The 18,922-nt window shown below is 64.8% G+C and carries 22 protein-coding genes; 13 read left to right on the top strand and 9 right to left on the bottom strand.

Annotated elements, in window-relative coordinates; genetic code table 11:
* From GPT34_RS15265 to radA, 8 genes are all read right to left on the bottom strand, one after another.
* Positions 1-158 (bottom strand): dTDP-4-dehydrorhamnose 3,5-epimerase family protein (locus GPT34_RS15265; RefSeq protein WP_291014226.1); only part of this gene is annotated, 158 nt, incomplete at its 3' end.
* The gene (rfbA, locus tag GPT34_RS15260) at positions 155-1,042 is read right to left on the bottom strand and encodes a glucose-1-phosphate thymidylyltransferase RfbA (RefSeq protein ID WP_291014215.1); all 888 of its coding nucleotides are present in this window, start codon (positions 1,040-1,042) and stop codon (positions 155-157) included. The genes GPT34_RS15265 and rfbA, both read right to left, overlap by 4 nt.
* 16 nt (positions 1,043-1,058) lie before the next feature.
* The gene (gene rfbD / locus GPT34_RS15255; protein ID WP_291014212.1) at positions 1,059-1,958 is read right to left on the bottom strand and encodes a dTDP-4-dehydrorhamnose reductase; all 900 of its coding nucleotides are present in this window, start codon (positions 1,956-1,958) and stop codon (positions 1,059-1,061) included.
* Entirely contained in the window at positions 1,955-3,022 is a 1,068-nt protein-coding gene (gene rfbB, locus GPT34_RS15250) for a dTDP-glucose 4,6-dehydratase (protein ID WP_291014209.1), read from the bottom strand. The genes rfbD and rfbB overlap by 4 nt, the downstream gene beginning before the upstream one ends.
* 99 nt (positions 3,023-3,121) lie before the next feature.
* A complete protein-coding gene (locus GPT34_RS15245; RefSeq protein ID WP_291014206.1) occupies positions 3,122-3,328 on the bottom strand; it encodes a zinc-finger domain-containing protein in 207 nt (68 codons plus the stop codon).
* Between the two features lie 55 nt (positions 3,329-3,383).
* Positions 3,384-4,322 carry a branched-chain amino acid transaminase gene (locus GPT34_RS15240; RefSeq protein ID WP_291014204.1) on the bottom strand — a complete coding sequence of 313 codons (939 nt, stop codon included), beginning with the start codon at positions 4,320-4,322 and terminating at the stop codon, positions 3,384-3,386.
* Between the two features lie 74 nt (positions 4,323-4,396).
* Positions 4,397-4,837: a glycerate kinase gene (locus tag GPT34_RS15235; protein ID WP_291014202.1), complete on the bottom strand. Its 441-nt coding sequence runs from the start codon at positions 4,835-4,837 to the stop codon at positions 4,397-4,399.
* A gap of 2 nt (positions 4,838-4,839) precedes the next feature.
* On the bottom strand, positions 4,840-6,213 hold the full coding sequence (radA, locus tag GPT34_RS15230; protein ID WP_291014198.1) for a DNA repair protein RadA: 1,374 nt from the start codon (positions 6,211-6,213) through the stop codon (positions 4,840-4,842).
* A gap of 21 nt (positions 6,214-6,234) precedes the next feature.
* Between radA and GPT34_RS15225 the strand changes: the two genes are divergently transcribed.
* Entirely contained in the window at positions 6,235-7,371 is a 1,137-nt protein-coding gene (locus tag GPT34_RS15225) for a hypothetical protein (RefSeq protein WP_291014196.1), read from the top strand.
* Here GPT34_RS15225 and GPT34_RS15220 read toward each other — a convergent pair.
* Positions 7,368-8,423, bottom strand: coding sequence for a nitronate monooxygenase (locus GPT34_RS15220; protein ID WP_291014193.1), 1,056 nt, complete (start codon positions 8,421-8,423; stop codon positions 7,368-7,370). The two genes, GPT34_RS15225 and GPT34_RS15220, sit on opposite strands and share 4 nt — an antisense overlap.
* A gap of 81 nt (positions 8,424-8,504) precedes the next feature.
* Here GPT34_RS15220 and hpaR point away from each other — a divergent pair, with 81 nt between their 5' ends.
* From hpaR to GPT34_RS15160, 12 genes are all read left to right on the top strand, one after another.
* Complete coding sequence (gene hpaR, locus GPT34_RS15215; RefSeq protein ID WP_291014190.1) at positions 8,505-8,984, top strand: homoprotocatechuate degradation operon regulator HpaR; 480 nt, start codon at positions 8,505-8,507, stop codon at positions 8,982-8,984.
* Between the two features lie 10 nt (positions 8,985-8,994).
* A complete protein-coding gene (locus GPT34_RS15210) occupies positions 8,995-9,648 on the top strand; it encodes a fumarylacetoacetate hydrolase family protein (RefSeq protein WP_291014188.1) in 654 nt (217 codons plus the stop codon).
* Entirely contained in the window at positions 9,645-10,451 is an 807-nt protein-coding gene (locus GPT34_RS15205; protein ID WP_291014185.1) for a fumarylacetoacetate hydrolase family protein, read from the top strand. Before GPT34_RS15210 ends, GPT34_RS15205 begins: the two co-directional genes overlap by 4 nt.
* A 75-nt stretch (positions 10,452-10,526) precedes the next feature.
* Positions 10,527-11,996: a 5-carboxymethyl-2-hydroxymuconate semialdehyde dehydrogenase gene (gene hpaE, locus GPT34_RS15200; RefSeq protein WP_291014182.1), complete on the top strand. Its 1,470-nt coding sequence runs from the start codon at positions 10,527-10,529 to the stop codon at positions 11,994-11,996.
* A 2-nt stretch (positions 11,997-11,998) separates the two neighbouring features.
* A complete protein-coding gene (gene hpaD, locus GPT34_RS15195) occupies positions 11,999-12,925 on the top strand; it encodes a 3,4-dihydroxyphenylacetate 2,3-dioxygenase (protein WP_291014180.1) in 927 nt (308 codons plus the stop codon).
* Between the two features lie 14 nt (positions 12,926-12,939).
* A complete protein-coding gene (locus GPT34_RS15190) occupies positions 12,940-13,386 on the top strand; it encodes a 5-carboxymethyl-2-hydroxymuconate isomerase (protein WP_291014178.1) in 447 nt (148 codons plus the stop codon).
* Positions 13,387-13,390: 4 nt separating this feature from the next.
* The gene (gene hpaH, locus GPT34_RS15185) at positions 13,391-14,218 is read left to right on the top strand and encodes a 2-oxo-hept-4-ene-1,7-dioate hydratase (protein WP_291014176.1); all 828 of its coding nucleotides are present in this window, start codon (positions 13,391-13,393) and stop codon (positions 14,216-14,218) included.
* Between the two features lie 15 nt (positions 14,219-14,233).
* Positions 14,234-15,052 carry an aldolase/citrate lyase family protein gene (locus tag GPT34_RS15180; protein ID WP_291014173.1) on the top strand — a complete coding sequence of 273 codons (819 nt, stop codon included), beginning with the start codon at positions 14,234-14,236 and terminating at the stop codon, positions 15,050-15,052.
* Positions 15,053-15,099: 47 nt separating this feature from the next.
* On the top strand, positions 15,100-15,885 hold the full coding sequence (locus tag GPT34_RS15175; protein WP_291014224.1) for a class II aldolase/adducin family protein: 786 nt from the start codon (positions 15,100-15,102) through the stop codon (positions 15,883-15,885).
* Positions 15,882-16,880 (top strand): 2-dehydropantoate 2-reductase, encoded by a 999-nt coding sequence (locus GPT34_RS15170; protein ID WP_291014170.1) that lies wholly within the window; start codon positions 15,882-15,884, stop codon positions 16,878-16,880. Before GPT34_RS15175 ends, GPT34_RS15170 begins: the two co-directional genes overlap by 4 nt.
* Before the next feature lie 41 nt (positions 16,881-16,921).
* Positions 16,922-17,734, top strand: coding sequence for a LuxR C-terminal-related transcriptional regulator (locus tag GPT34_RS15165; RefSeq protein WP_291014167.1), 813 nt, complete (start codon positions 16,922-16,924; stop codon positions 17,732-17,734).
* 94 nt (positions 17,735-17,828) lie between these two features.
* Positions 17,829-18,920 (top strand): aromatic ring-hydroxylating dioxygenase subunit alpha, encoded by a 1,092-nt coding sequence (locus tag GPT34_RS15160; RefSeq protein ID WP_291014164.1) that lies wholly within the window; start codon positions 17,829-17,831, stop codon positions 18,918-18,920.
* Positions 18,921-18,922: the final 2 nt, after the last annotated feature.

The following is an 18,922-nucleotide window of genomic DNA, read 5'->3' as shown; positions in this document are numbered from 1 at the left end:
CTGCGGCTGTGGTTGTCCTGCACGAATGTCACGTCCATGCCTGTTGCTTCGTTGAAGGCTTTCTGGTTGAAGCTTTCGTAGAAAAAACCGCGTGCGTCGCCAAACACCTTGGGTTCGATGACCATCACGTCGGGGATGGCGGTGGGCGTTGCCTTCATGGGCGCTGTCTCTCTTTCAGGATGCGTTTCAAATACTGGCCGTAGCCGTTTTTGAGCAAAGGCTGAGCGAGCGCTTCGAGTGCGGCGCTGTCGATCCAGCCGTGGCGCCAGGCGATCTCTTCCGGGCAGGCGATCTTCAGCCCTTGACGATGTTCCAGGGTGGCGATGAACTGGCTGGCTTCCAGCAGGCTCTCGTGCGTGCCGGTGTCCAGCCAGGCGTAACCACGCTGCATGATCTGCACGTTGAGCTGGTTCAGGTCCAGATAGGCCTGGTTGACGGCGGTGATTTCCAGTTCGCCGCGGGGGCTGGGTATGACCGCCTTGGCGATGTCCACCACCTGCGCGTCGTAAAAATACAGACCGGTGACCGCGTAGTTGCTCTTGGGTTGCTTGGGCTTTTCTTCGATGCTCTGCGCTTTGCCGTCAAGCGAGAAGTCAACCACACCGTAGCGTTCCGGGTCTTGCACGTGGTAAGCGAACACGGTGGCCCCATGGGTCTGGGCATCGGCGCCGGCGAGCAGGGTGGTGAAGTCGTGGCCGTAGTAAATGTTGTCGCCCAGCACCAGCGCGCTGGGGTGGTTGCCCACGAAGTCTGCGCCGATGATGAAGGCCTGCGCCAGGCCGTCCGGGCTGGGTTGCACTGCGTATTGCAGGTTCATGCCCCAGGCGCTGCCGTCACCGAGCAGCTGCTGGAAGCGCGGCGTGTCCTGCGGCGTGCTGATGATGAGCACGTCGCAAATACCAGCCAGCATCAGGGTACTCAGCGGGTAGTAGATCATCGGCTTGTCGTACACCGGCAGCAGTTGCTTGCTGATGGCCAGAGTGGCCGGGTGCAAACGGGTGCCGGAGCCGCCGGCGAGGATGATGCCTTTGCGTTGGGTCATGTGATTCCCTATGTGGTTAAAGCGTCTCGCTCAGCATGCGGCGCACGCCCAGCTGCCAAGGCGGTAGGGTTAGGTTGAAGGTCTGGCGCAGGCGCGCCGTGTCCAGGCGAGAGTTCAGTGGGCGGCGCGCAGGGGTGGGGAACGCGCTGGTGGGCACGGGCGCCACCTCTTTGCAGGCCAGCGCGAGCTCGGGGCGAAGTTCACGCGCGGTATCGATGACGTAGCGCGCATAGCCGTTCCAGGTCGTTGCGCCTGCGGCAGCCAGGTGGTAAGTGCCCGCAGCCTGCGGCTGACGCAGCACCTGCCGGATGGCGTGAGCGCTCACGTCGGCGATCAGCTCGGCACCGGTCGGTGCGCCGTGCTGGTCGTCGATGACGGTCAGGCGTTCACGTTCAGCGGCCAGGCGCAACATGGTCTTGGCGAAGTTGCCGCCGCGTGCGGCATAGACCCAGCTGGTGCGAAAGATCAGGTGGCGCGCACCGGAGGCGGCGATGCGCTGCTCGCCCTCCAGCTTGGTCTGGCCATACACATTCAGCGGTCCGGTGATCGCGTCTTCGCTCCATGGCTGATCGCCTTGGCCGTCAAACACGTAATCGGTGGAGTAGTGCACCAGCAGCGCGCCCAGGGTGTGAGCGGCTTCGGCAAGTGCGCCAGGCGCCACCGCATTGATGGTGCGCGCCAGTTCAGGTTCGCTTTCGGCCTTGTCGACCGCCGTGTAGGCCGCTGCGTTCACGATCACATCCGGGCGCACGCGCATCACGGTCTGACGCAGCGCGTCGGTCTGGATGAGGTCGCCGCTACCGCCGCTGGCTTCGGTGCTGTGCCGGTCCAGTGCCACCAGTTCACCCAGCGGGCTCAGGCTGCGCTGCAGCTCCCAACCGACTTGCCCGTTTTGGCCCAGCAGCAGGATCTTCATGCGCTCGGGCTGGCGTATTGCAGCCCCACCCATTCCCGGTAGGCGCCGCTTTGCACATGCTCGACCCAGTCGGCATGCGCCAGGTACCACATCACGGTCTTGCGGATACCGCTCTCGAAGGTTTCGGCCGGCTTCCAGCCCAACTCGCGCTCGAGCTTGCGCGCATCGATGGCGTAGCGCCGGTCGTGGCCCGGGCGGTCTTTCACGTAGCTGATCTGGCTCGCATAGGGCTGCCCATCGGCGCGGGGTCGCAGTTCGTCGAGCAGCGCACAGACGGTGTTGACGATCTCGATGTTGGGCTTCTCGTTCCAGCCGCCCACGTTGTAGATCTCACCCAGCCTTCCGCCTTCCAGCACGCGGCGGATGGCGCTGCAATGGTCTTTCACATAGAGCCAGTCGCGGATCTGCATGCCATCGCCGTACACCGGCAGCGGCTTGCCGGCGAGCGCGTTGACGATCATCAGCGGAATCAGCTTCTCGGGAAAGTGGAACGGGCCGTAGTTGTTGCTGCAGTTGGTGGTGAGCACCGGCAGGCCGTAGGTGTGGTGGTAGGCGCGCACCAGGTGGTCGCTGGCGGCTTTGCTAGCCGAGTAGGGGCTGTTGGGCTCGACGCGGTGGGTTTCGGTGAACGCCGCATCGCCCGGGCCCAGGCTGCCGTAGACCTCGTCGGTGGACACATGCAGAAACCGAAAGGCTTCCCGCTCGGCGCCTTGCAGCCCGCCCCAGTAGGCGCGCACCGCTTCCAGCAGGTGAAAGGTGCCGACGATATTGGTCTGGATGAAGTCTTCAGGGCCGTGGATGGAGCGGTCCACATGGCTTTCGGCGGCGAAGTTGATCAACGCGCGAGGGCGGTACTGGGTCAGCAGGCGACCTACCAGCTCAGCGTCGCCGATGTCGCCTTGCACGAACACATGACGTGCATCCCCTTTCAGGCTGGCCAGGTTTTCCAGATTCCCCGCGTAGGTGAGCTTGTCCAGGTTGACCACCGGTTCGTCGCACTGGGCCAGCCAGTCGAGCACAAAATTCGCACCAATGAAGCCGGCGCCGCCCGTGACCAAAATCATGTCTATCCCTGTGGTGGAGTCTGCTGGCCTGCTCTTGCTAGCGCCGCAGCTTCGATTATCCTTTTTGCTCCGGCAATTCGCGGTCCGAAACCGTGTTCATCAGTGACCGTGTGAAACCGTCTCGCCCGCTTTCAACCGGTACACCGTGCCGCAATAAGGGCAGCGCACCTCGCCCGTCGTCGCCACGTCCAGGTACACCTTGGGGTGGCTGTTCCAGAGCTTCATGTGTGCTTTGGGGCTGGGGCAGAAGACGCCGCCGTGGGCGTTGAGGTCTTTGGCGGCGAGTTCGATGACGTTGTTGCTCATGGGGATTCCCGTTGAGGACAGAGCGGGTCGCGGCTGCAGTCTGTCCCTCAGTTGTTCAGACCTTCGAGAGCCAGTGGGCGTACTTGGGGTTCTTGCCACCGACGATGTCAAAGAACGCGCTCTGGATTTTTTCGGTGATCGGGCCGCGGCTGCCGGTGCCGAGCTCGATGCGGTCGAGTTCGCGGATCGGGGTCACTTCGGCCGCGGTGCCAGTGAAGAAGGCTTCGTCGGCGATGTAGACCTCGTCTCGGGTGATGCGCTTTTGCACGATCTCCAGCCCCAAATCCTTGGCGATGTGGAACACGGTGTTGCGGGTGATGCCGTTGAGTGCACCGGCCGAGAGGTCGGGCGTGTAGATCACGCCGTTCTTGATCACGAAGATGTTTTCGCCTGCGCCCTCAGACACGAAGCCCGATACGTCGAGCAGCAGCGCTTCGTCGTAACCTTCTTCGGTCACTTCCATATTGGCCAGGATGGAGTTGGTGTAGTTGCTTACCGCCTTGGCCTGCGTCATGGTGATGTTCACATGGTGGCGGGTGTAGCTGCTGGTCTTGACGCGGATGCCCCGCTTCAAGCCTTCTTCGCCCAGGTAGGCGCCCCAGGACCACGCCGCCACCATCAGGTGGATGGTGTTGCCCTTGGGGGAAACACCCAGCTTCTTGTCGCCGATCCAGGTCAGGGGGCGGATGTAGGCGCTCTCCAGATGGTTCTCGCGCACGGCCGCCTTCTGCGCTTCCATCACCTCGGCTTTGGAGAAAGGGATCTGCATGCGCAGGATCTTGGCGCTGTTGAACAGGCGCTCGGTGTGTTCTTCCAGTCGGAAGATGGCGGTGCCGCCATCGGCCGTCTTGTAAGCGCGCACGCCTTCGAAAGCGCCACAACCGTAGTGCAGCGTGTGCGTTAGCACGTGGATCTTGGCGTCGCGCCAGTCCACCAGCTGGCCGTCCATCCAGATCTTGCCGTCGCGGTCGGACATTGAAGGAATCGGTGCCATGCGCTGTACCTCGTGGGGATGGTGGGGGTGTGGACCGGACCGCTCCGCAGCCCATCCATGAACAAACCGAGATTTTACGGTGCCAGGTCCGGAGTGTCGGGCGGCTCGGGCTGGGTGGCCGTCTCCACGCGGAAAGACACCAGACGGCCCTGCTCGAAATGGCAGACGGCGGTGTGTCCTGTGTCATCAGACCAGGTGCGCACCTCGGGGTCGGTGTCCGGGGTGCTGCTTAGCGCGCCAATGCTCAGCGTCAGGCGCATCACATCGACCAGCGGCATGCCGGGTTTGAGGCGCTTGGCCAGCGCACCGGCGTCGCGCACGCGGCCCAACGGCCGGTTGGCGACTGTGCGCAGCAGGCGCATCAGTTTGGTGAAATGCAGCAGCAGCCAGAAGCTGAGCATGAGCAGCGCCAGGATCAGGCCGGGCCAGCTGTAGCTGCGCCAGGCGGCATAAGCCAGGGCGGCGGCCATGCCCGGAAAAAGCCAGGTGCGCAAACGGTAGGCCAAAGAACCCATGGTCACAGCCCCCGCACCAGGTTCATGGCTTCTTCGATGCGCTCCACCGGGTGGATGGTGAGCCCCTCAAAAGCCTTGTCGTTTTTCTTCGGCGCGTTCGCCTTGGGCACCACCGCCACGCTGAAACCCAGCTTGGCCGCCTCTTTCAGCCGCTCTTGCCCGCGCGGTGCCGGGCGAACCTCCCCCGCCAGGCCCACTTCGCCAAAGGCGATGAAGCCCTTGGGCAGCGCCTTGCCGCGAAGACTTGAAGTGATCGCCAACATCACTGCAAGGTCAGCCGCCGGCTCGCTGATGCGCACGCCGCCGACCGCGTTGACGAACACATCCTGATCCATGCAGGCCACGCCCGCGTGGCGGTGCAGCACCGCCAACAGCATGGCCAGGCGGTCTCGGTCCAGGCCGACTGACAGCCGGCGCGGCGACGGCCCGCCGCTGTCCACCAGCGCCTGAATCTCCACCAGCATGGGGCGCGTGCCTTCGAGCGTGACCATCACGCAACTGCCCGGAACCGGCTCGCTGTGCTGACTCAGAAAGATCGCGCTCGGATTGCTCACGCCCTTGAGACCGCGCTCGGTCATGGCAAACACGCCGATCTCGTTCACTGCGCCAAAGCGGTTCTTGATGGCGCGGATCAGCCGGAAGCTGCTGTGCGTGTCGCCTTCGAAATAGAGCACCGTGTCCACCATGTGCTCCAGCACGCGTGGTCCGGCCAGCGCGCCTTCTTTGGTCACGTGGCCCACCAGCACGATGGCAGTACCGCTGGCCTTGGCCGCGCGCGTCAGGTGGGCGGCGCATTCGCGCACCTGGGCCACCGAACCCGGCGCGCTGGTCAGCTGCTCGGAATACACCGTCTGGATGGAGTCGATCACCGCGATGGCGGGCCGGGTTGCATCGAGCGTGGCCAGCATCTTCTCCAGCTGGATCTCTGCCAGCACGCTGACTTGCGAGCCTTCGAGCCCCAGCCGACGAGACCGCAGCGCCACCTGGGCGCCACTTTCTTCGCCGGTCACATACAGCGTCTTCAACCCGGCGCGTTGCAAGGAATCGAGCGCCTGCAGCAGCAGGGTGGATTTGCCAATCCCCGGGTCGCCGCCGATCAGCACCACGCCGCCCTCCACAATGCCGCCGCCCAGCACACGGTCCAGCTCGTCGTGGCCGGTGGGGGTGCGCTGCACGTCGGTGGCGTCGATGTCGGACAGCAGCGTCACCTCCGCCGTCTTGGCCAGCGAGGCAAAGCGGTTTTTGGCTGGGGCGGTGGACTCGGCGACCGACTCGATCAGCGTGTTCCAGGCGCCGCAATGCGGGCACTTGCCCAGCCACTTCGGGCTGGTGCCGCCGCACTCGTTGCAGGCATAGGTGGTTTTCTCTTTGGCCATGCAGGGAGAATACCGTGACCCATGAATGCTTTTGATCCCCGTTTTCGCCGCTCCGCCGATCTGACCGGCGTGGCGGTGGTGCCGCAGCCGGCGGCCGCGGCAGGCGCTGCCTCGGGTGTTGCGCGAAGCTACCAGCTGCAGCTCACGCGCATCAAGAAGCTGCAGCAGCAGCTCACGGAGCTTGACGCGCTGGCGCAGGTCCACCGTCTGGCTTTGCAGCAGCAGGTCCATCCCTTGCAAGTCGAACACCGCCAGAGCCTGCGCGCCATGGCGGTGCTGATCGACGAGCGCCTGCAGGGCAAAACGCTGGCTGCGCCGCAGCGGCGGGCAGCCGTGAGCATCTTGTGCAACATGGCAGCCACGCTGGCGCGACAGGGTGACGCCGCCATGGCGGCGCTGCACGATCGCCACAGCCCAACCAGCCTGGCCGCTCAGGCGCGCGCGCGCAGCGAGGCCATTCGCGCCGACATCGAGGTGGCGCTGGGCCAGCCGCTGGACGACGTGCCTCCCGAGGCCAATGCCGAGCAAGTCCTGGCCGCTGGCATGGCCCGTTTGCACGAGCAGCGGGCGCAAGCCGATGAAGACAAGCGCGCGCGTGCTGCGCGCCGGCAGGCCAAAAGCAAAAAAGCGCCCAAAGCCCCAATGGGTCAGAAGGCAGGCGATCAACCAGACGCCAGCGGCTTGTTGCGCAGCCTGTTTCGCCGGCTCGCCAGCGCACTGCACCCCGACCGCGAGAGTGACCCTGAGGCCCGGGCACGCAAGACCGCGCTCATGAGCGAAGCCAACGCAGCCCATGCGCGGCGCGATCTGCTGGCGCTGCTGCAGCTGCAACAAGACGCTGAGCTGGGTGACCCGCTGGGGGAAAGCGAGTGGGGAGAAGGCCAGCTGATGGCCATGACGGCGTTGCTCAAACAGCGCGTGGCCGACCTGGAACGGGAGCGAGCCAGCCGGCAGGACGCTCTGACGCAGGAGTTTCAGGTGCCACCGGGTCTGGGTGTCACACCCAGGACGCTGCAATCGGTATTGCTGGAACAGATCTGGGAGCTGGAGCAAGCGCTGGAGCTGATGCGCGCAGATGCCCACCTCGCGCGGACCGACGCCGGCTTCAAGCGCTGGCTCAGGGCCCAGGCTGCGGTGATGCAGCGATTGGAAGACTAAAGGTCGAGTGAAAACGCCTTGGTGAGCTGGCGGGTGATGTCGACTGCTGGCAGGTTCTGGCAGCCGCGCGTGTTCTGCCCCGCCCACAGCGGCGAAAAGTCGCCACTGCCCAGCGTTTCCCAGTGCGCGCGCAGCGGCGCCATGGCCGCCGTGGCGAGGGGAAACGCAGGGGCGGCCGGATTCAGCGGCCCCAGTTCGCGCATCACGCGGTTGAGGATGCCGCGCGCGGGTCGACCCGAGAACAGCGTGGTCAGTGCCGTGTGTTGTGCGGCTTCGCCTTGCAAAGCCGCGCGGTGCAGAGCGCTGGTGGTGGCCTCATGGCTGCACATGTAGGCCGTGCCCACTTGCACACCCGCCGCCCCCAGCGCCATCGCGGCGGCCACCCCCGCCGCGTCGGCGATGCCGCCAGCGGCGATCACCGGTACGTCCACCGCGGCCACCACCTGCGGCAGCAAGGCCATCGTGCCCATCTGGCTGGACAGGTCGTCGCTTTGGAACATGCCGCGGTGGCCGCCAGCCTCCAGACCCTGCGCAATGATGGCGTCGGCCCCGTGGGCGGCCAGCCAGCGCGCCTCGGCTACCGTGGTCGCGCTGGACAGCACCACGCTGCCCCAGCGTTTGACCCGCGCCAGCAGATCGGGCGCTGGCAGTCCGAAGTGGAAGCTCAGCACCGGCGGGTGGAAAGCCTCGATCAGATTGGCTGTGTCGTGACTGAACGGCACCCGGCCGCCACCGGCGAGCGCGGCGCCGATGTCCAGCCCAGCCTCGGCGTAGTAGGGTGCCAAGGTGTCGCGCCATGCCGCCTCGCGCTCTGCATCCGGTTCGGGCGGCACATGGCAGAAAAAATTGAGGTTAACCGGGTGGGTCGTGCCCGCCTGCACCGCCTTGAGCTCGCGCTGCAAGGCGTCTGGTGTGAGCATGGCGCAGGGCAACGAGCCCAGCGCGCCGGCGTTGGACACGGCCACAGCCAGAGTTGCGCCTTGCACACCCGCCATGGGCGCCTGGATCAAGGGGTGCTCGATGCCGAGCAGGGTGGTCAAAGCGTTTTGCACAGGACGATTGTGAACAAGGTGCTCGACCAGCGGGAAAACCCTGGGTCGGGCGCGGGGTCAATCATTTAACATATTAAATAAATGAGCCTCGCCACCCCCTTCATTCATCGCAACCTGCCGCGTCTCTTGCTCGAAGCGCGGGAGGCGGTGATGCAGCACACCCGGCCCAGCTTGCGCGAGCACGGACTGTCTGACCAGCAGTGGCGCGTGCTGCGGGTGCTCGGCGAGCACGCAGACAACCCGGCCGGTGTGGAAACCGGGCGGGTGGCGCGCGAAGCGTTATTGCTGGGCCCCAGCCTGACCGGTGTGCTCGGTCGCATGGAGCGCGATGGTCTGATCGCTCGCGAGCGCTGTTCGCAGGACGCACGGCGAACGGTGGTGCGCGCCACGCGTGCTGGCCTCAAGCTGGTGGGCACCTTGTCACAAACCATCGAGTCGCATTACGAGTGGATGGAATCCCAACTCGGCAGCGCCAGGCTGGCCCAGCTCTATGCCTTGCTGGACGAGGTGATTGCGCTGGAGGCGCCCGCCGGCGTGCACTCTGATGGCGCCGATGAATGAGCCCCCAGACATGAAACACAACCCCTATTTGCCCGTGGGCACGGTGTACGGCACGCTGTTGAACTTCCGGCGCGAGCACGCGCTCTGGGCGCCGCGCATGAACGAGGCGCCCTACAAGGCGCCGCCCAAAGCACCGGTGCTCTACATCAAGACCGCCAACACCTTCACCCCGCATGGGCAGGCGATCGCGCTGCCGCGTGGGATCGAGGCCGCGGAGGTGGGCGCCTCGCTGGGGCTGGTGGCAGGCGAGGATGGGCAGGCGGTGGGCTGCGTGCTGCTCAACGACGTCGCCCTTCCACACGAAAGCTACTACCGTCCACCTGTGAAATTTCGCTGCGTCGATGGCTTTCTGGGTGTGGGCGATGCGGTGAGACCTCTGGAAGAGCTGGGTGGTCTGGATACGCTGCCTTCGCTGGTGCTGGAGCTGCGGGTCAATGGCGTGATGCGGCAGCGCAGCTCGCTCACCGAGCTGGTGCGCGATGCGGCGACCCTGTGGACCGAGGTGAGCGGCTTCCAGACGCTGCGGCCAGGCGACGTTTTGATGCTGGGCACGGACTGCCTGGATGACGGCGCCAGGGTGCTCGTGCACGCAGGCGATGCGGTGGAGATCACGGCACAGGGGCTGAGCCCGCTGGTCAATCACTTTGTCGGGGAATCCGCATGAAAAGAGCGCGCATCGCCTGGGCCGGTGGGGTTCACGACGCCATCGAGGTCGATGGCCAGCTGGAGCTGCTCACGCCGGCATTCCCAGGCCGCCGCGTGGGTTTTGACGAGGTGGTGTGGCTGCCGCCGTTTTCGTCTGCGCTATCGCCGCTCGCTCGGCCTCGCACCGTGCTGGCGCTGGGGCTGAACTACGCAGACCACGCCAAGGAGCTGGCATTCAAGGCGCCCGAAGAGCCGCTGGCCTTCGTCAAGGGCCAGGCCTCGCTGATCGGTCACCGCGGTTTCACCGTGCGGCCTGACGGGGTGAACTTCATGCACTACGAATGCGAACTCGCGGTGGTGATGGGGCAACCCGCCAGGCGGGTGAAAAAGTCCGATGCGCTCTACTTCGTGGCGGGCTACACCGTGGCCAACGACTACGCGATCCGCGACTACTTGGAGAACTGGTACCGCCCCAACCTCAGGGTGAAGAACCGCGACACGTGCACGCCCATCGGCCCTTGGATGGTGGATGCGGCCGACGTGCCCGACCCGCAGGCGCTGGCCCTGCGCACCACCGTCAACGGCCAAATCACCCAGCAGGGCCACACCAGCGACATGATCTTCGACGTGGCCACGCTGATCGAGTATTTCAGCGCCTTCATGACCCTCATGCCCGGCGATCTGATCCTGACCGGCACGCCCGATGGTGTGGTGGATTGCCAGCCGGGCGATGTGATCGTGACCGAGATCGACGGCATCGGCTCCCTGGTCAACACGATCACTGAGGAGCGAAGGGGGTCAGACCCCGATCCAGGGCGGTGACCTTGCCGACGATAAACCACCCCAAACCAAATCGGACTATGCCCCCTTTGTGGCCTGACCGGAGAAAGACATTCCATGCCAATCAACCACCTCATCAACGGCAAGCCAGTCGCCAGCCGCAACCGCTTCGAAACCATCAACCCCGCCACGCAAGAAGTGCTGGCCGAGGTGGCTGCGGGCGGCGAGCATGAAGTCAATGCTGCGGTGCAAGCCGCGAAAGAAGCGTTTCCCGCCTGGGCCGGTCTGCCCGCCACCGAGCGGGCCAAAAAGATCCGCGCGTTGGGCGAGCTGATTGCCAGGCACGTGCCCGAGATCGCACAAACCGAAACGCAGGACACCGGGCAAACAATCTCGCAAACGGGCAACCAGCTGATCCCGCGAGCATCGGACAATTTCGCTTACTTCGCCGAGATGTGCACGCGCGTCGATGGCCACACCTACCCCACGCCCACGCACCTGAACTACACGCTGTTCCACCCGGTCGGGGTGTGCGCCCTGATCAGCCCGTGGAACGTGCCATTCATGACATCGACCTGGAAGGTGGCGCCTTGTCTCGCCTTTGGCAACACGGCGGTTTTGAAGATGAGCGAGCTCTCGCCACTGACCGCTGCGCGCCTAGGCGAGTTGGCGATGGAGGCGGGCATTCCGGCCGGCGTATTCAACGTGGTGCACGGTCTAGGCAAAGATGCCGGTGAACCGCTGTGCGCGCATCCTGATGTGCGGGCCATTTCTTTCACCGGCTCCACCGCCACCGGCAACGCCATCGTAAAGGCCGCCGGGTTGAAGAAGTTCAGCATGGAGCTGGGTGGCAAGAGCCCCTTCGTGATCTTTGACGACGCCGATCTCGACCGCGCGCTGGACGCCGCCATCTTCATGATCTTCAGCAACAACGGCGAGCGCTGCACTGCGGGCAGCCGCATCCTGGTGCAGCAAAGCAGCTACGCCGACTTTGTGCATAAGTTCACCGAGCGCGCCAAGCGCATCGCGGTCGGCGACCCCATGGACGAATGCACCACCATCGGCCCCATGATCAGCCAGGCCCATCTGGCCAAGGTCCGCAGTTACATCGAACTCGGTCCACAAGAAGGCGCCACGATGGTGTGCGGCGGCATCGACCGCCCGAGTTACGCGCCCGAGCTGGCCGCAAGTGTACAAAAGGGCAACTTCGTCTGGCCGACCGTGTTCGCCGATGTAGACAACCGCATGCGCATCGCGCAGGAAGAAATCTTCGGCCCGGTGGCCTGCCTGATTCCGTTCAAGGACGAAGCCGATGCGATTGCGAAGGCCAACGACATCGCCTACGGCCTGTCCAGCTACGTGTGGACCGAAAACATCGGCAAGGCACACCGCGTAGCAGCCGCTGTTGAGGCGGGCATGTGCTTCGTCAACAGTCAGAACGTGCGCGATCTGCGTCAGCCCTTTGGCGGCACCAAAGCGAGCGGCACCGGCCGCGAAGGTGGTACCTGGAGTTACGAGGTATTCCTGGAGCCAAAAAACGTGGCCGTCAGCTTGGGCAGTCACCACATTCCACATTGGGGAGTCTGACCATGGGCCAACTCGCATTGGTCGCCAAAATCACCCACGTGCCGTCGATGTACCTGAGCGAGCTGCCGGGCCCGCGCCAGGGCACGCGTCAGGCCGCCATCGATGGCCACATCGAGATCAGCCGCCGCTGTCGCGAACTGGGCGTGGACACCATCGTGGTATTTGACACCCATTGGCTGGTCAACGCGAACTACCACATCAACTGCGCGCCCCACTTCCAGGGCAACTACACCAGCAACGAGCTGCCGCATTTCATCAGCAACCTGCCTTTTGAGTTTCCGGGCAACCCGGCGCTGGGCGAGCTGCTGGCGCGCGTGTGCAACGAACACGGCGTGGAGACCCTGGCCCATCCGGCCACCACGCTGGGCCCGGAATACGGCACGCTGGTGCCCATGCGCTACATGAATGCCGACCAGCGCTTCAAGACCGTTTCGGTCTCCGCGCTGTGCACGGTGCACTACCTGAACGACAGCGCACGCCTCGGCTGGGCGATGCGCAAAGCAGTGGAAGATCACTACGACGGAACGGTGGCTTTTCTCGCCAGTGGTAGCTTGAGCCATCGCTTCGCCCAGAACGGCCTCGCGCCGGAATTCGCCCACCGCATCTGGAGCCCGTTCCTGGAAACACTGGACAAGCGCGTGGTGCAGATGTGGGAAAACGCCGAGTGGAAAGACTTTTGCGACATGCTGCCCGAGTACGCGGCCAAAGGGCACGGTGAAGGCTTCATGCACGACACCGCCATGATGCTGGGGGCGCTCGGCTGGAGTGAATACCAAGGCAAAGGCGAAGTGCTCACGCCGTACTTTGGCGCGTCTGGCACCGGCCAAATAAACGCTGTGTTTCCGGTGGAGCCGGTCAGCGGCTCAGCCATCCCGTCGGCCCAGGCGTCTCGCGCCGATGGCTATTCCTCGGTCGCCACGCGGCTCTGAACACGCGCTTCACCATGCCCCATCTTGTGATTCTCTACACGCCCAACCTGGACAAACCGCTGGCCGACGGAGGAGCGGACATGGGCGGTCTTTGCCGCGCCCTTTGCGACGCGCTATTGACGGTACGCGACGAGCAGGGCCAACAGGTGTTCCCGACCGGGGGCACGCGGGTGCTCGCCTACCCGGCCGCGCACAGCGCTGTGTCGGACGGCGGCGCGACTGGCATGGCGGCAGGCTTGGGCGGCGATTACGCCTTCGTCTACATGAACCTGCGCATGGCCAAGGGGCGCAGCGCCGTCGTGCACCAGCGCGTGGGCGAGGTGCTCAATGCCTGCGTGAAAGAATGCTTCGCCGGGCAGCTCGCACACCGCCCCATCGGCATCACCGTGCAAGTGGACGAAGGCCATGAGGTGTTCGACGCCAAGAACAGTTCGCTGCACCCGCTTTTTCAGAGAACCTGATCCCATGCTCAGCCCCGACCTCATCGCCGAACTGGCGGCCGAACTTCAGCGCGCCGAGCAGAGCCGCTCGCCCATCGAGCACTTCTCCAAGCGCCACCCTGGCATGACCATCGAAGACGGCTACCGCATTGGCCGCGCCTGGGTGGCGCTGCAGAAAGCCGGTGGTCGCCAAGTCATCGGCCACAAAATTGGCCTGACCAGCCGCGCCATGCAGATCAGCAGCCAGATTGACGAGCCCGATTTCGGTACGCTGCTCGACCACATGCGGTTCACTGCGCCAGCGAATCAGGTGCTGGAGATTCCGGCAAGCCGTTTTATCGCGCCGCGCGTGGAGGTGGAGCTGGCCTTTGTGCTCAAAGCGCCGCTGCAGGGCCCCAACGTGACGGTGGACCAAGTCCTGGCCGCCACCGACCACATCACGCCTGCCATTGAAATCATCGACGCCCGCATCGAGCAGTTTGATCGCCACACCCGGGCCATGCGAAAGGTGTTTGACACCATCAGCGACAACGCGGCCAACGCCGGCATCGTGCTGGGTGAGGGTGACCCTGCTTACCGCGCCGATCCGGGCCAAACCAACCGTCCCTGGTGCGGCGCCATTCTGCGTCTCAACGGAGCAGTGGAAGAAACCGGTCTGGCCGCCGGCGTGCAGGGCGATCCGGCGATCGGTATTGCCTGGCTCGCCAACAAGCTCGCGCCCTGGGGCGAGCGCCTCGAAGCGGGGGAGATCGTGCTGGCCGGATCGTTCACACGACCCGTGGCTGCCCAGGCGGGCGACCTGTTCGAGGCCGACTACGGCCCGCTGGGTTGTCTGAAATTCCGTTTTGTTTGAACCACCGGTGCCCACATGAAAACACCTATCAACGCCTTCAAGCTGGCGCTGCAGGAACGCCGCCCCCAGATCGGCTTCTGGCTCGGTCTGGCCAACGCCTACAGCGCCGAAATCTGTGCCGGTGCCGGCTTCGACTGGCTGCTGCTCGACGGCGAACACTCGCCCAATGGATTGCAAGACCTGCTGTCTCAGGCGCAGGCCATCGCCGCCTACCCAGCTTCCCATGCCATTGCGCGCGTGCCGGTGGGAGACGCCGTGCTGATCAAGCAGTACCTTGACCTGGGCCTGCAGACGCTGCTGGTGCCAATGGTCGATACGGCTGAGCAAGCGAGCGCGCTGGTGCGCGCCATTCGCTACCCGCAGGATGACGGTGAGGGCGGCATCCGCGGTATGGCGGGTGGGCGCGCCTCGCGCTGGGGGCGCTATCCCCAGTACGCGAAAGAAGCCAACGAGCAGGTCTGCCTGCTGTTGCAGGCCGAGACGCGCGAAGCTTTGAAGAACCTGGATGCGATCGCGGCCACGCCAGGCGTGCACGGCGTGTTCATCGGGCCAGCCGACCTGTCGGCCTCGCTGGGGCATGTGGGCAATCCTGGGCACCCCGACGTCCAGCTCGCGATCGAAGACGCCATCCACCGCATCCTTCAGGCCGGCAAAGCCCCCGGGATTCTGACCACCGACGAGGTGCAGGCCAGGCACTACCTGTCTTTGGGTGCAGTGTTTGTTGCTGTGGGCCTCGACACCCAGATGCTGGCGAGCCAAACCAGTGCGCTGGCCGCGCGCTTCAAAGGCGATGGGCCAACGGCCTCTGCGCGTTCCAAGGGCAGCGTGTACTGAACCTGATGGGAGAACACAGCATGAATGCTCACTTGCCCGCAACCGCCATGGCGCCAGCCCATATGCACCCTGACGAGTGGACCTCACGGGTCGAGCTCGCGGCCTGCTACCGCGTCTTCGCCATGTTGGGCTGGACCGAGATGATCTACAACCACATCACGCTGCGTCTGCCCGACAGCGTGACCGGCGGCGAAAAGCAGTTCCTGATCAACCCCTTTGGGCTGCACTACAGCGAAGTCACGGCGTGCAACCTGGTGAAGATCAATCTGCAGGGGGAGGTGCAGGGCGGATCGGAGGGCCCGGTCAACCCGGCGGGCTTTGTGGTGCATGCCGCCATCCACGCCGGCCTTGAGGGCGCCCACTGCGTCATGCATACCCACACCACCGCCGGTGTGGCGGTGGCCTGTCTGAAAGAAGGCCTGCAGCAGACCAACTTCTACAGCGCGCAATTGCACGACATGGTCGCGTATCACGACTTCGAAGGCATCACCATTCACGCCGAAGAAGGGCCGCGCGTGCTCAGCAGCATCGGAAAGAAACAGGCGGTGATTTTGCGCAATCATGGGCTGCTGGCCTGGGGCCAGACGCTGCCGCAAACCTTTGCTGTACTCTGGACCCTGCAGCGCGCCTGCGAAATCCAGCTTGCCACTTTCTCGATGGGTGGTGCGGACGCGGTGATTCCCGTTCCCGAGGCGATCGCGGCCAAGTGCACGCGAGATGCGCTGCAGTTCAACCCGAACCACGGCGCGGGTCGCGACGTGTTCGATGCGCTGGTGCGCCAGGTGGACCGCATGGACGATAGCTACCGGCGTCATGAGGAGGCGAACCCATGAACGAAACAGCTTTGAAGCGTGTGGCGATCGTGGGCGCGGGCGCCATCGGTGGCTGGCTGGGCACGAAGCTGGCGCGAGCCGATGGTGAGGTCAGCGTGCTGGCGCGTGGCGCCACCCTGCGGGCGCTGCAGGCCGATGGACTTCAATTGCACGAGGCCGATGAACACTGGGTGGTGCCGGTGCGAGCCGCCGCCGATGCCTCGCAGCTCGGTGTGCAAGACCTGGTGGTGGTCGCCGTCAAGGCGCCGGCGCTGGCCAGCGTGGCTCGACAGATCGGGCCACTGATTGGACCGACCACCGTCATCCTGACCGCCATGAACGGAGTGCCCTGGTGGTTTCTGGATGGGTTTGACAGCGAGCTCGCGGGCAGCCGGTTGATGTCGGTGGATCCGGATGGCGCCGTGGCCAGGGCCATTCCGTCTCAGCAGGTGATGGGCTGTGTGGTGCATGCCAGCTGCTCGGTCGACGCGCCGGGTATCGTGCGTCACCACTTCGGCAACGGCCTGATCGTCGGCGAGCCGTCGGGCGGGGTCGGGGAACGGGCACAGGCGGTCGCCAGCCGGTTGCAGCGCGCGGGGCTCGACGCGACCGTGTCGCCGCACATCCAGAAGGACATCTGGTACAAGCTCTGGGGCAACATGACGGTCAACCCCATCAGTGCGCTGACTGGTGCCACCACCGACCGCATCCTGGGCGACGATTTGGTGCGCGGCTTTGTCTCCAGCGTGATGCTGGAAGCCAAGGCGATCGGGGAGCGGCTCGGCATCCCCATCGACCAGCAACCCGAAGACCGCCATGCGGTCACGCGCAAGCTCGGCGCCTTCAAGACCTCGATGCTTCAGGACGTGGCCGCTGGCAAACCGGTCGAGCTTGACGCTCTGGTGAGCTCGGTGCGAGAGCTGGGGCAACTTACCGGTGTGGCCACGCCGTTCACCGACGCATTGCTCGGCCTGAGCCGCTTGCAGGCGCAGACGCTGGGGCTCTACCCGGGTTAGTCCGCTGCCGCACGGGCCGCAGGCGCATCAACATTGCTCATATGTCGCCGATCTGGGCCCTGAACACCGCGTCTGCCAGCCGCAGCTTTAGTGCAGCCTGCGTGGAGGCTTTGCTGGAGGTGGCCAGCGCGCCCCCAAGTGCTGAGCGCCTGCTGCGTGCCATCGCCACGCTGGTACCGGTCGAGTATCTTTCTTGGGTGCACATTGAGCGCGATCTGCCGGTGTTGACGCAAGGCTGCTCGCAACACCGACAGGATCGCGACGTGGTGGCCGAATGCTTCGCCATTTACCGCCGCAGCTATTTCCGCAGCGATGCTGTGATGCCGCTGGCGCACCGCATGACCCAGCGCCCGGTAGGCGAAGCGGCCGCGCTTCGTTGTCGGGCCGAAGATCTGCCAGTGCCTGGTTGGCGCGACGATATTTATGTGCGCGAGCGGCTCACCGATCGTTTTTCCTTGCTTCACGCTTCGGACGGAGGCGTGGTGGAGGTGATGCACTTCTACCGAGATGAGCGGCAGGGTGCCTTTCAAAGCCAGGAAATCGAGCAGTTGCTGGCGTTCGCGCCGCTGCTGCAGAAGGCTCACCTGGCGTCGTTGCAGGTGGCTCTGCGAGAACCTCACGCCGATCCAGTGGGCCGTGCTCGCGACCGCTTGCTGCGCGAGGCACCTCAACTTTCGCCCCGCGAGACCGAGGTAGTGGCGCGCCTGGCCTGCGGCTGGAGCGCTGATGGCGTGGCCGCTGACCTGGATGTTGCACCGTCGACGGTGGCTACTCTGCGCAAACGGGCTTACCTCAAGCTGGCCGAGCGCGGGCAGCCAGCGCAGCGCCTGCGGCTGGCGCGCTGGTTGAGCTGAGGCATGTTTGCATTTGTCCCCTTCAAGGGGGACATGCTGAGTCAGGGTGCTGCCTAGGATGGTGTGAACGCCATGAGAACGATAGGAGACAGCGATGTGGTTGCGCAACTGCTGGTATGTGATCGCCTGGGACCACGAGATTTCTTCGGCCGACTCGCCCGATTTGTTTACCCGCACCGTCTTGGACGAGCCTGTGCTCGTTTACCGCACGCAAGCGGGTGAGATGGTGGCGCTGGAAGACCGCTGCTGCCACCGACACGCGCCGCTGTCGGTGGGTCGCCGCGAGGGCGATGCGGTGCGATGCGGCTATCACGGTCTCAAATTTGATGCCCAGGGGCGGTGCATAGAGGCGCCTGGCTTGGCCGTGGTACCGCCCAAGGCCTGCGTCAAGCGCTACCCGGTGGCGGTGAAAAACCGTTGGGTATTTGTCTGGATGGGTGAGCCCGAACAGGCCGACACTGCGCTGCTCCCCGATAACTTCAGCTGCGACAGCCCTGACTGGCGCAACCGCCCGGGCTACCTGCACTACGACACGCCCTACCTGCTCATTTGCGACAACCTGCTGGATTTCTCGCACCTGAGCTATGTGCACGAAAAATCGCTCGGGGGCTCCACACGCATCGCGCAGGCTCGACCCGAGATCGAGTCGGTGCCTGGCCCGTCAGCGGCGTGGCCCCAGATTGGGATTCAGGTTTCTCGCCATGTCAACGATGTGCCCGCGCCACCGTTTTACCAGCGTTTCCGGCGTTTCGACACCCACCTCGATCGCTGGTTCGTTTACCAGTTCCTGCTACCTGGCACCTTGCTAATGCACTCTGGCGGGCGGCCCACCGGCGCTGCGCCAGACGCGCCCGGCCCATCGGTGCGCCTGCACAGCTGCCAGACCCTCACCCCCGAGAGCGCCAATACCACCCACTATTTTTTCCAGCAGTCGCACCCGGTGGGCGAGGGCGACGAGTCGGTGACCGAGAGCATCTACAACAGCCTGATCGGCGCCTTCAACGAAGACCGCGACATGATCACCGCGCAGCACCGCAACATCCAGCGTCAGCCCGATCGGCCGATGCTCCCGCTGGCCATGGATGCAGCACTGATCCAGTTCCGCCGGCTGCTGGAGGTCCGCTGGCGCGCCGAACAAACTGTCCTTTCCCCCGCACCGCTTTCCCAACCAGCCATCTCGGCCTGAAC

It is taken from the genome of Hydrogenophaga sp., assembly GCF_011390835.1.
Classification (GTDB): domain Bacteria; phylum Pseudomonadota; class Gammaproteobacteria; order Burkholderiales; family Burkholderiaceae_C; genus Hydrogenophaga.
Note: the sequence above shows the minus strand (reverse complement) of the source record. Positions and strands in the feature narration are given on the sequence as shown.

Bases quoted from the DNA above. Each gene is read 5' to 3' on its own strand.
- rfbA (WP_291014215.1), bottom strand. From the start codon at position 1,042: ATGACCCAACGCAAAGGCATCATCCTCGCCGGCGGCTCCGGCACCCGT.
- rfbD (WP_291014212.1), bottom strand. From the start codon at position 1,958: ATGAAGATCCTGCTGCTGGGCCAAAACGGGCAAGTCGGTTGGGAGCTG.
- rfbB (WP_291014209.1), bottom strand. From the start codon at position 3,022: ATGATTTTGGTCACGGGCGGCGCCGGCTTCATTGGTGCGAATTTTGTG.
- GPT34_RS15245 (WP_291014206.1), bottom strand. From the start codon at position 3,328: ATGAGCAACAACGTCATCGAACTCGCCGCCAAAGACCTCAACGCCCAC.
- GPT34_RS15240 (WP_291014204.1), bottom strand. From the start codon at position 4,322: ATGGCACCGATTCCTTCAATGTCCGACCGCGACGGCAAGATCTGGATG.
- GPT34_RS15235 (WP_291014202.1), bottom strand. From the start codon at position 4,837: ATGGGTTCTTTGGCCTACCGTTTGCGCACCTGGCTTTTTCCGGGCATG.
- radA (WP_291014198.1), bottom strand. From the start codon at position 6,213: ATGGCCAAAGAGAAAACCACCTATGCCTGCAACGAGTGCGGCGGCACC.
- GPT34_RS15225 (WP_291014196.1), top strand. From the start codon at position 6,235: ATGAATGCTTTTGATCCCCGTTTTCGCCGCTCCGCCGATCTGACCGGC.
- hpaR (WP_291014190.1), top strand. From the start codon at position 8,505: ATGAGCCTCGCCACCCCCTTCATTCATCGCAACCTGCCGCGTCTCTTG.
- GPT34_RS15210 (WP_291014188.1), top strand. From the start codon at position 8,995: ATGAAACACAACCCCTATTTGCCCGTGGGCACGGTGTACGGCACGCTG.
- GPT34_RS15205 (WP_291014185.1), top strand. From the start codon at position 9,645: ATGAAAAGAGCGCGCATCGCCTGGGCCGGTGGGGTTCACGACGCCATC.
- hpaE (WP_291014182.1), top strand. From the start codon at position 10,527: ATGCCAATCAACCACCTCATCAACGGCAAGCCAGTCGCCAGCCGCAAC.
- hpaD (WP_291014180.1), top strand. From the start codon at position 11,999: ATGGGCCAACTCGCATTGGTCGCCAAAATCACCCACGTGCCGTCGATG.
- GPT34_RS15190 (WP_291014178.1), top strand. From the start codon at position 12,940: ATGCCCCATCTTGTGATTCTCTACACGCCCAACCTGGACAAACCGCTG.
- hpaH (WP_291014176.1), top strand. From the start codon at position 13,391: ATGCTCAGCCCCGACCTCATCGCCGAACTGGCGGCCGAACTTCAGCGC.
- GPT34_RS15180 (WP_291014173.1), top strand. From the start codon at position 14,234: ATGAAAACACCTATCAACGCCTTCAAGCTGGCGCTGCAGGAACGCCGC.
- GPT34_RS15175 (WP_291014224.1), top strand. From the start codon at position 15,100: ATGGCGCCAGCCCATATGCACCCTGACGAGTGGACCTCACGGGTCGAG.
- GPT34_RS15170 (WP_291014170.1), top strand. From the start codon at position 15,882: ATGAACGAAACAGCTTTGAAGCGTGTGGCGATCGTGGGCGCGGGCGCC.
- GPT34_RS15165 (WP_291014167.1), top strand. From the start codon at position 16,922: ATGTCGCCGATCTGGGCCCTGAACACCGCGTCTGCCAGCCGCAGCTTT.
- GPT34_RS15160 (WP_291014164.1), top strand. From the start codon at position 17,829: ATGTGGTTGCGCAACTGCTGGTATGTGATCGCCTGGGACCACGAGATT.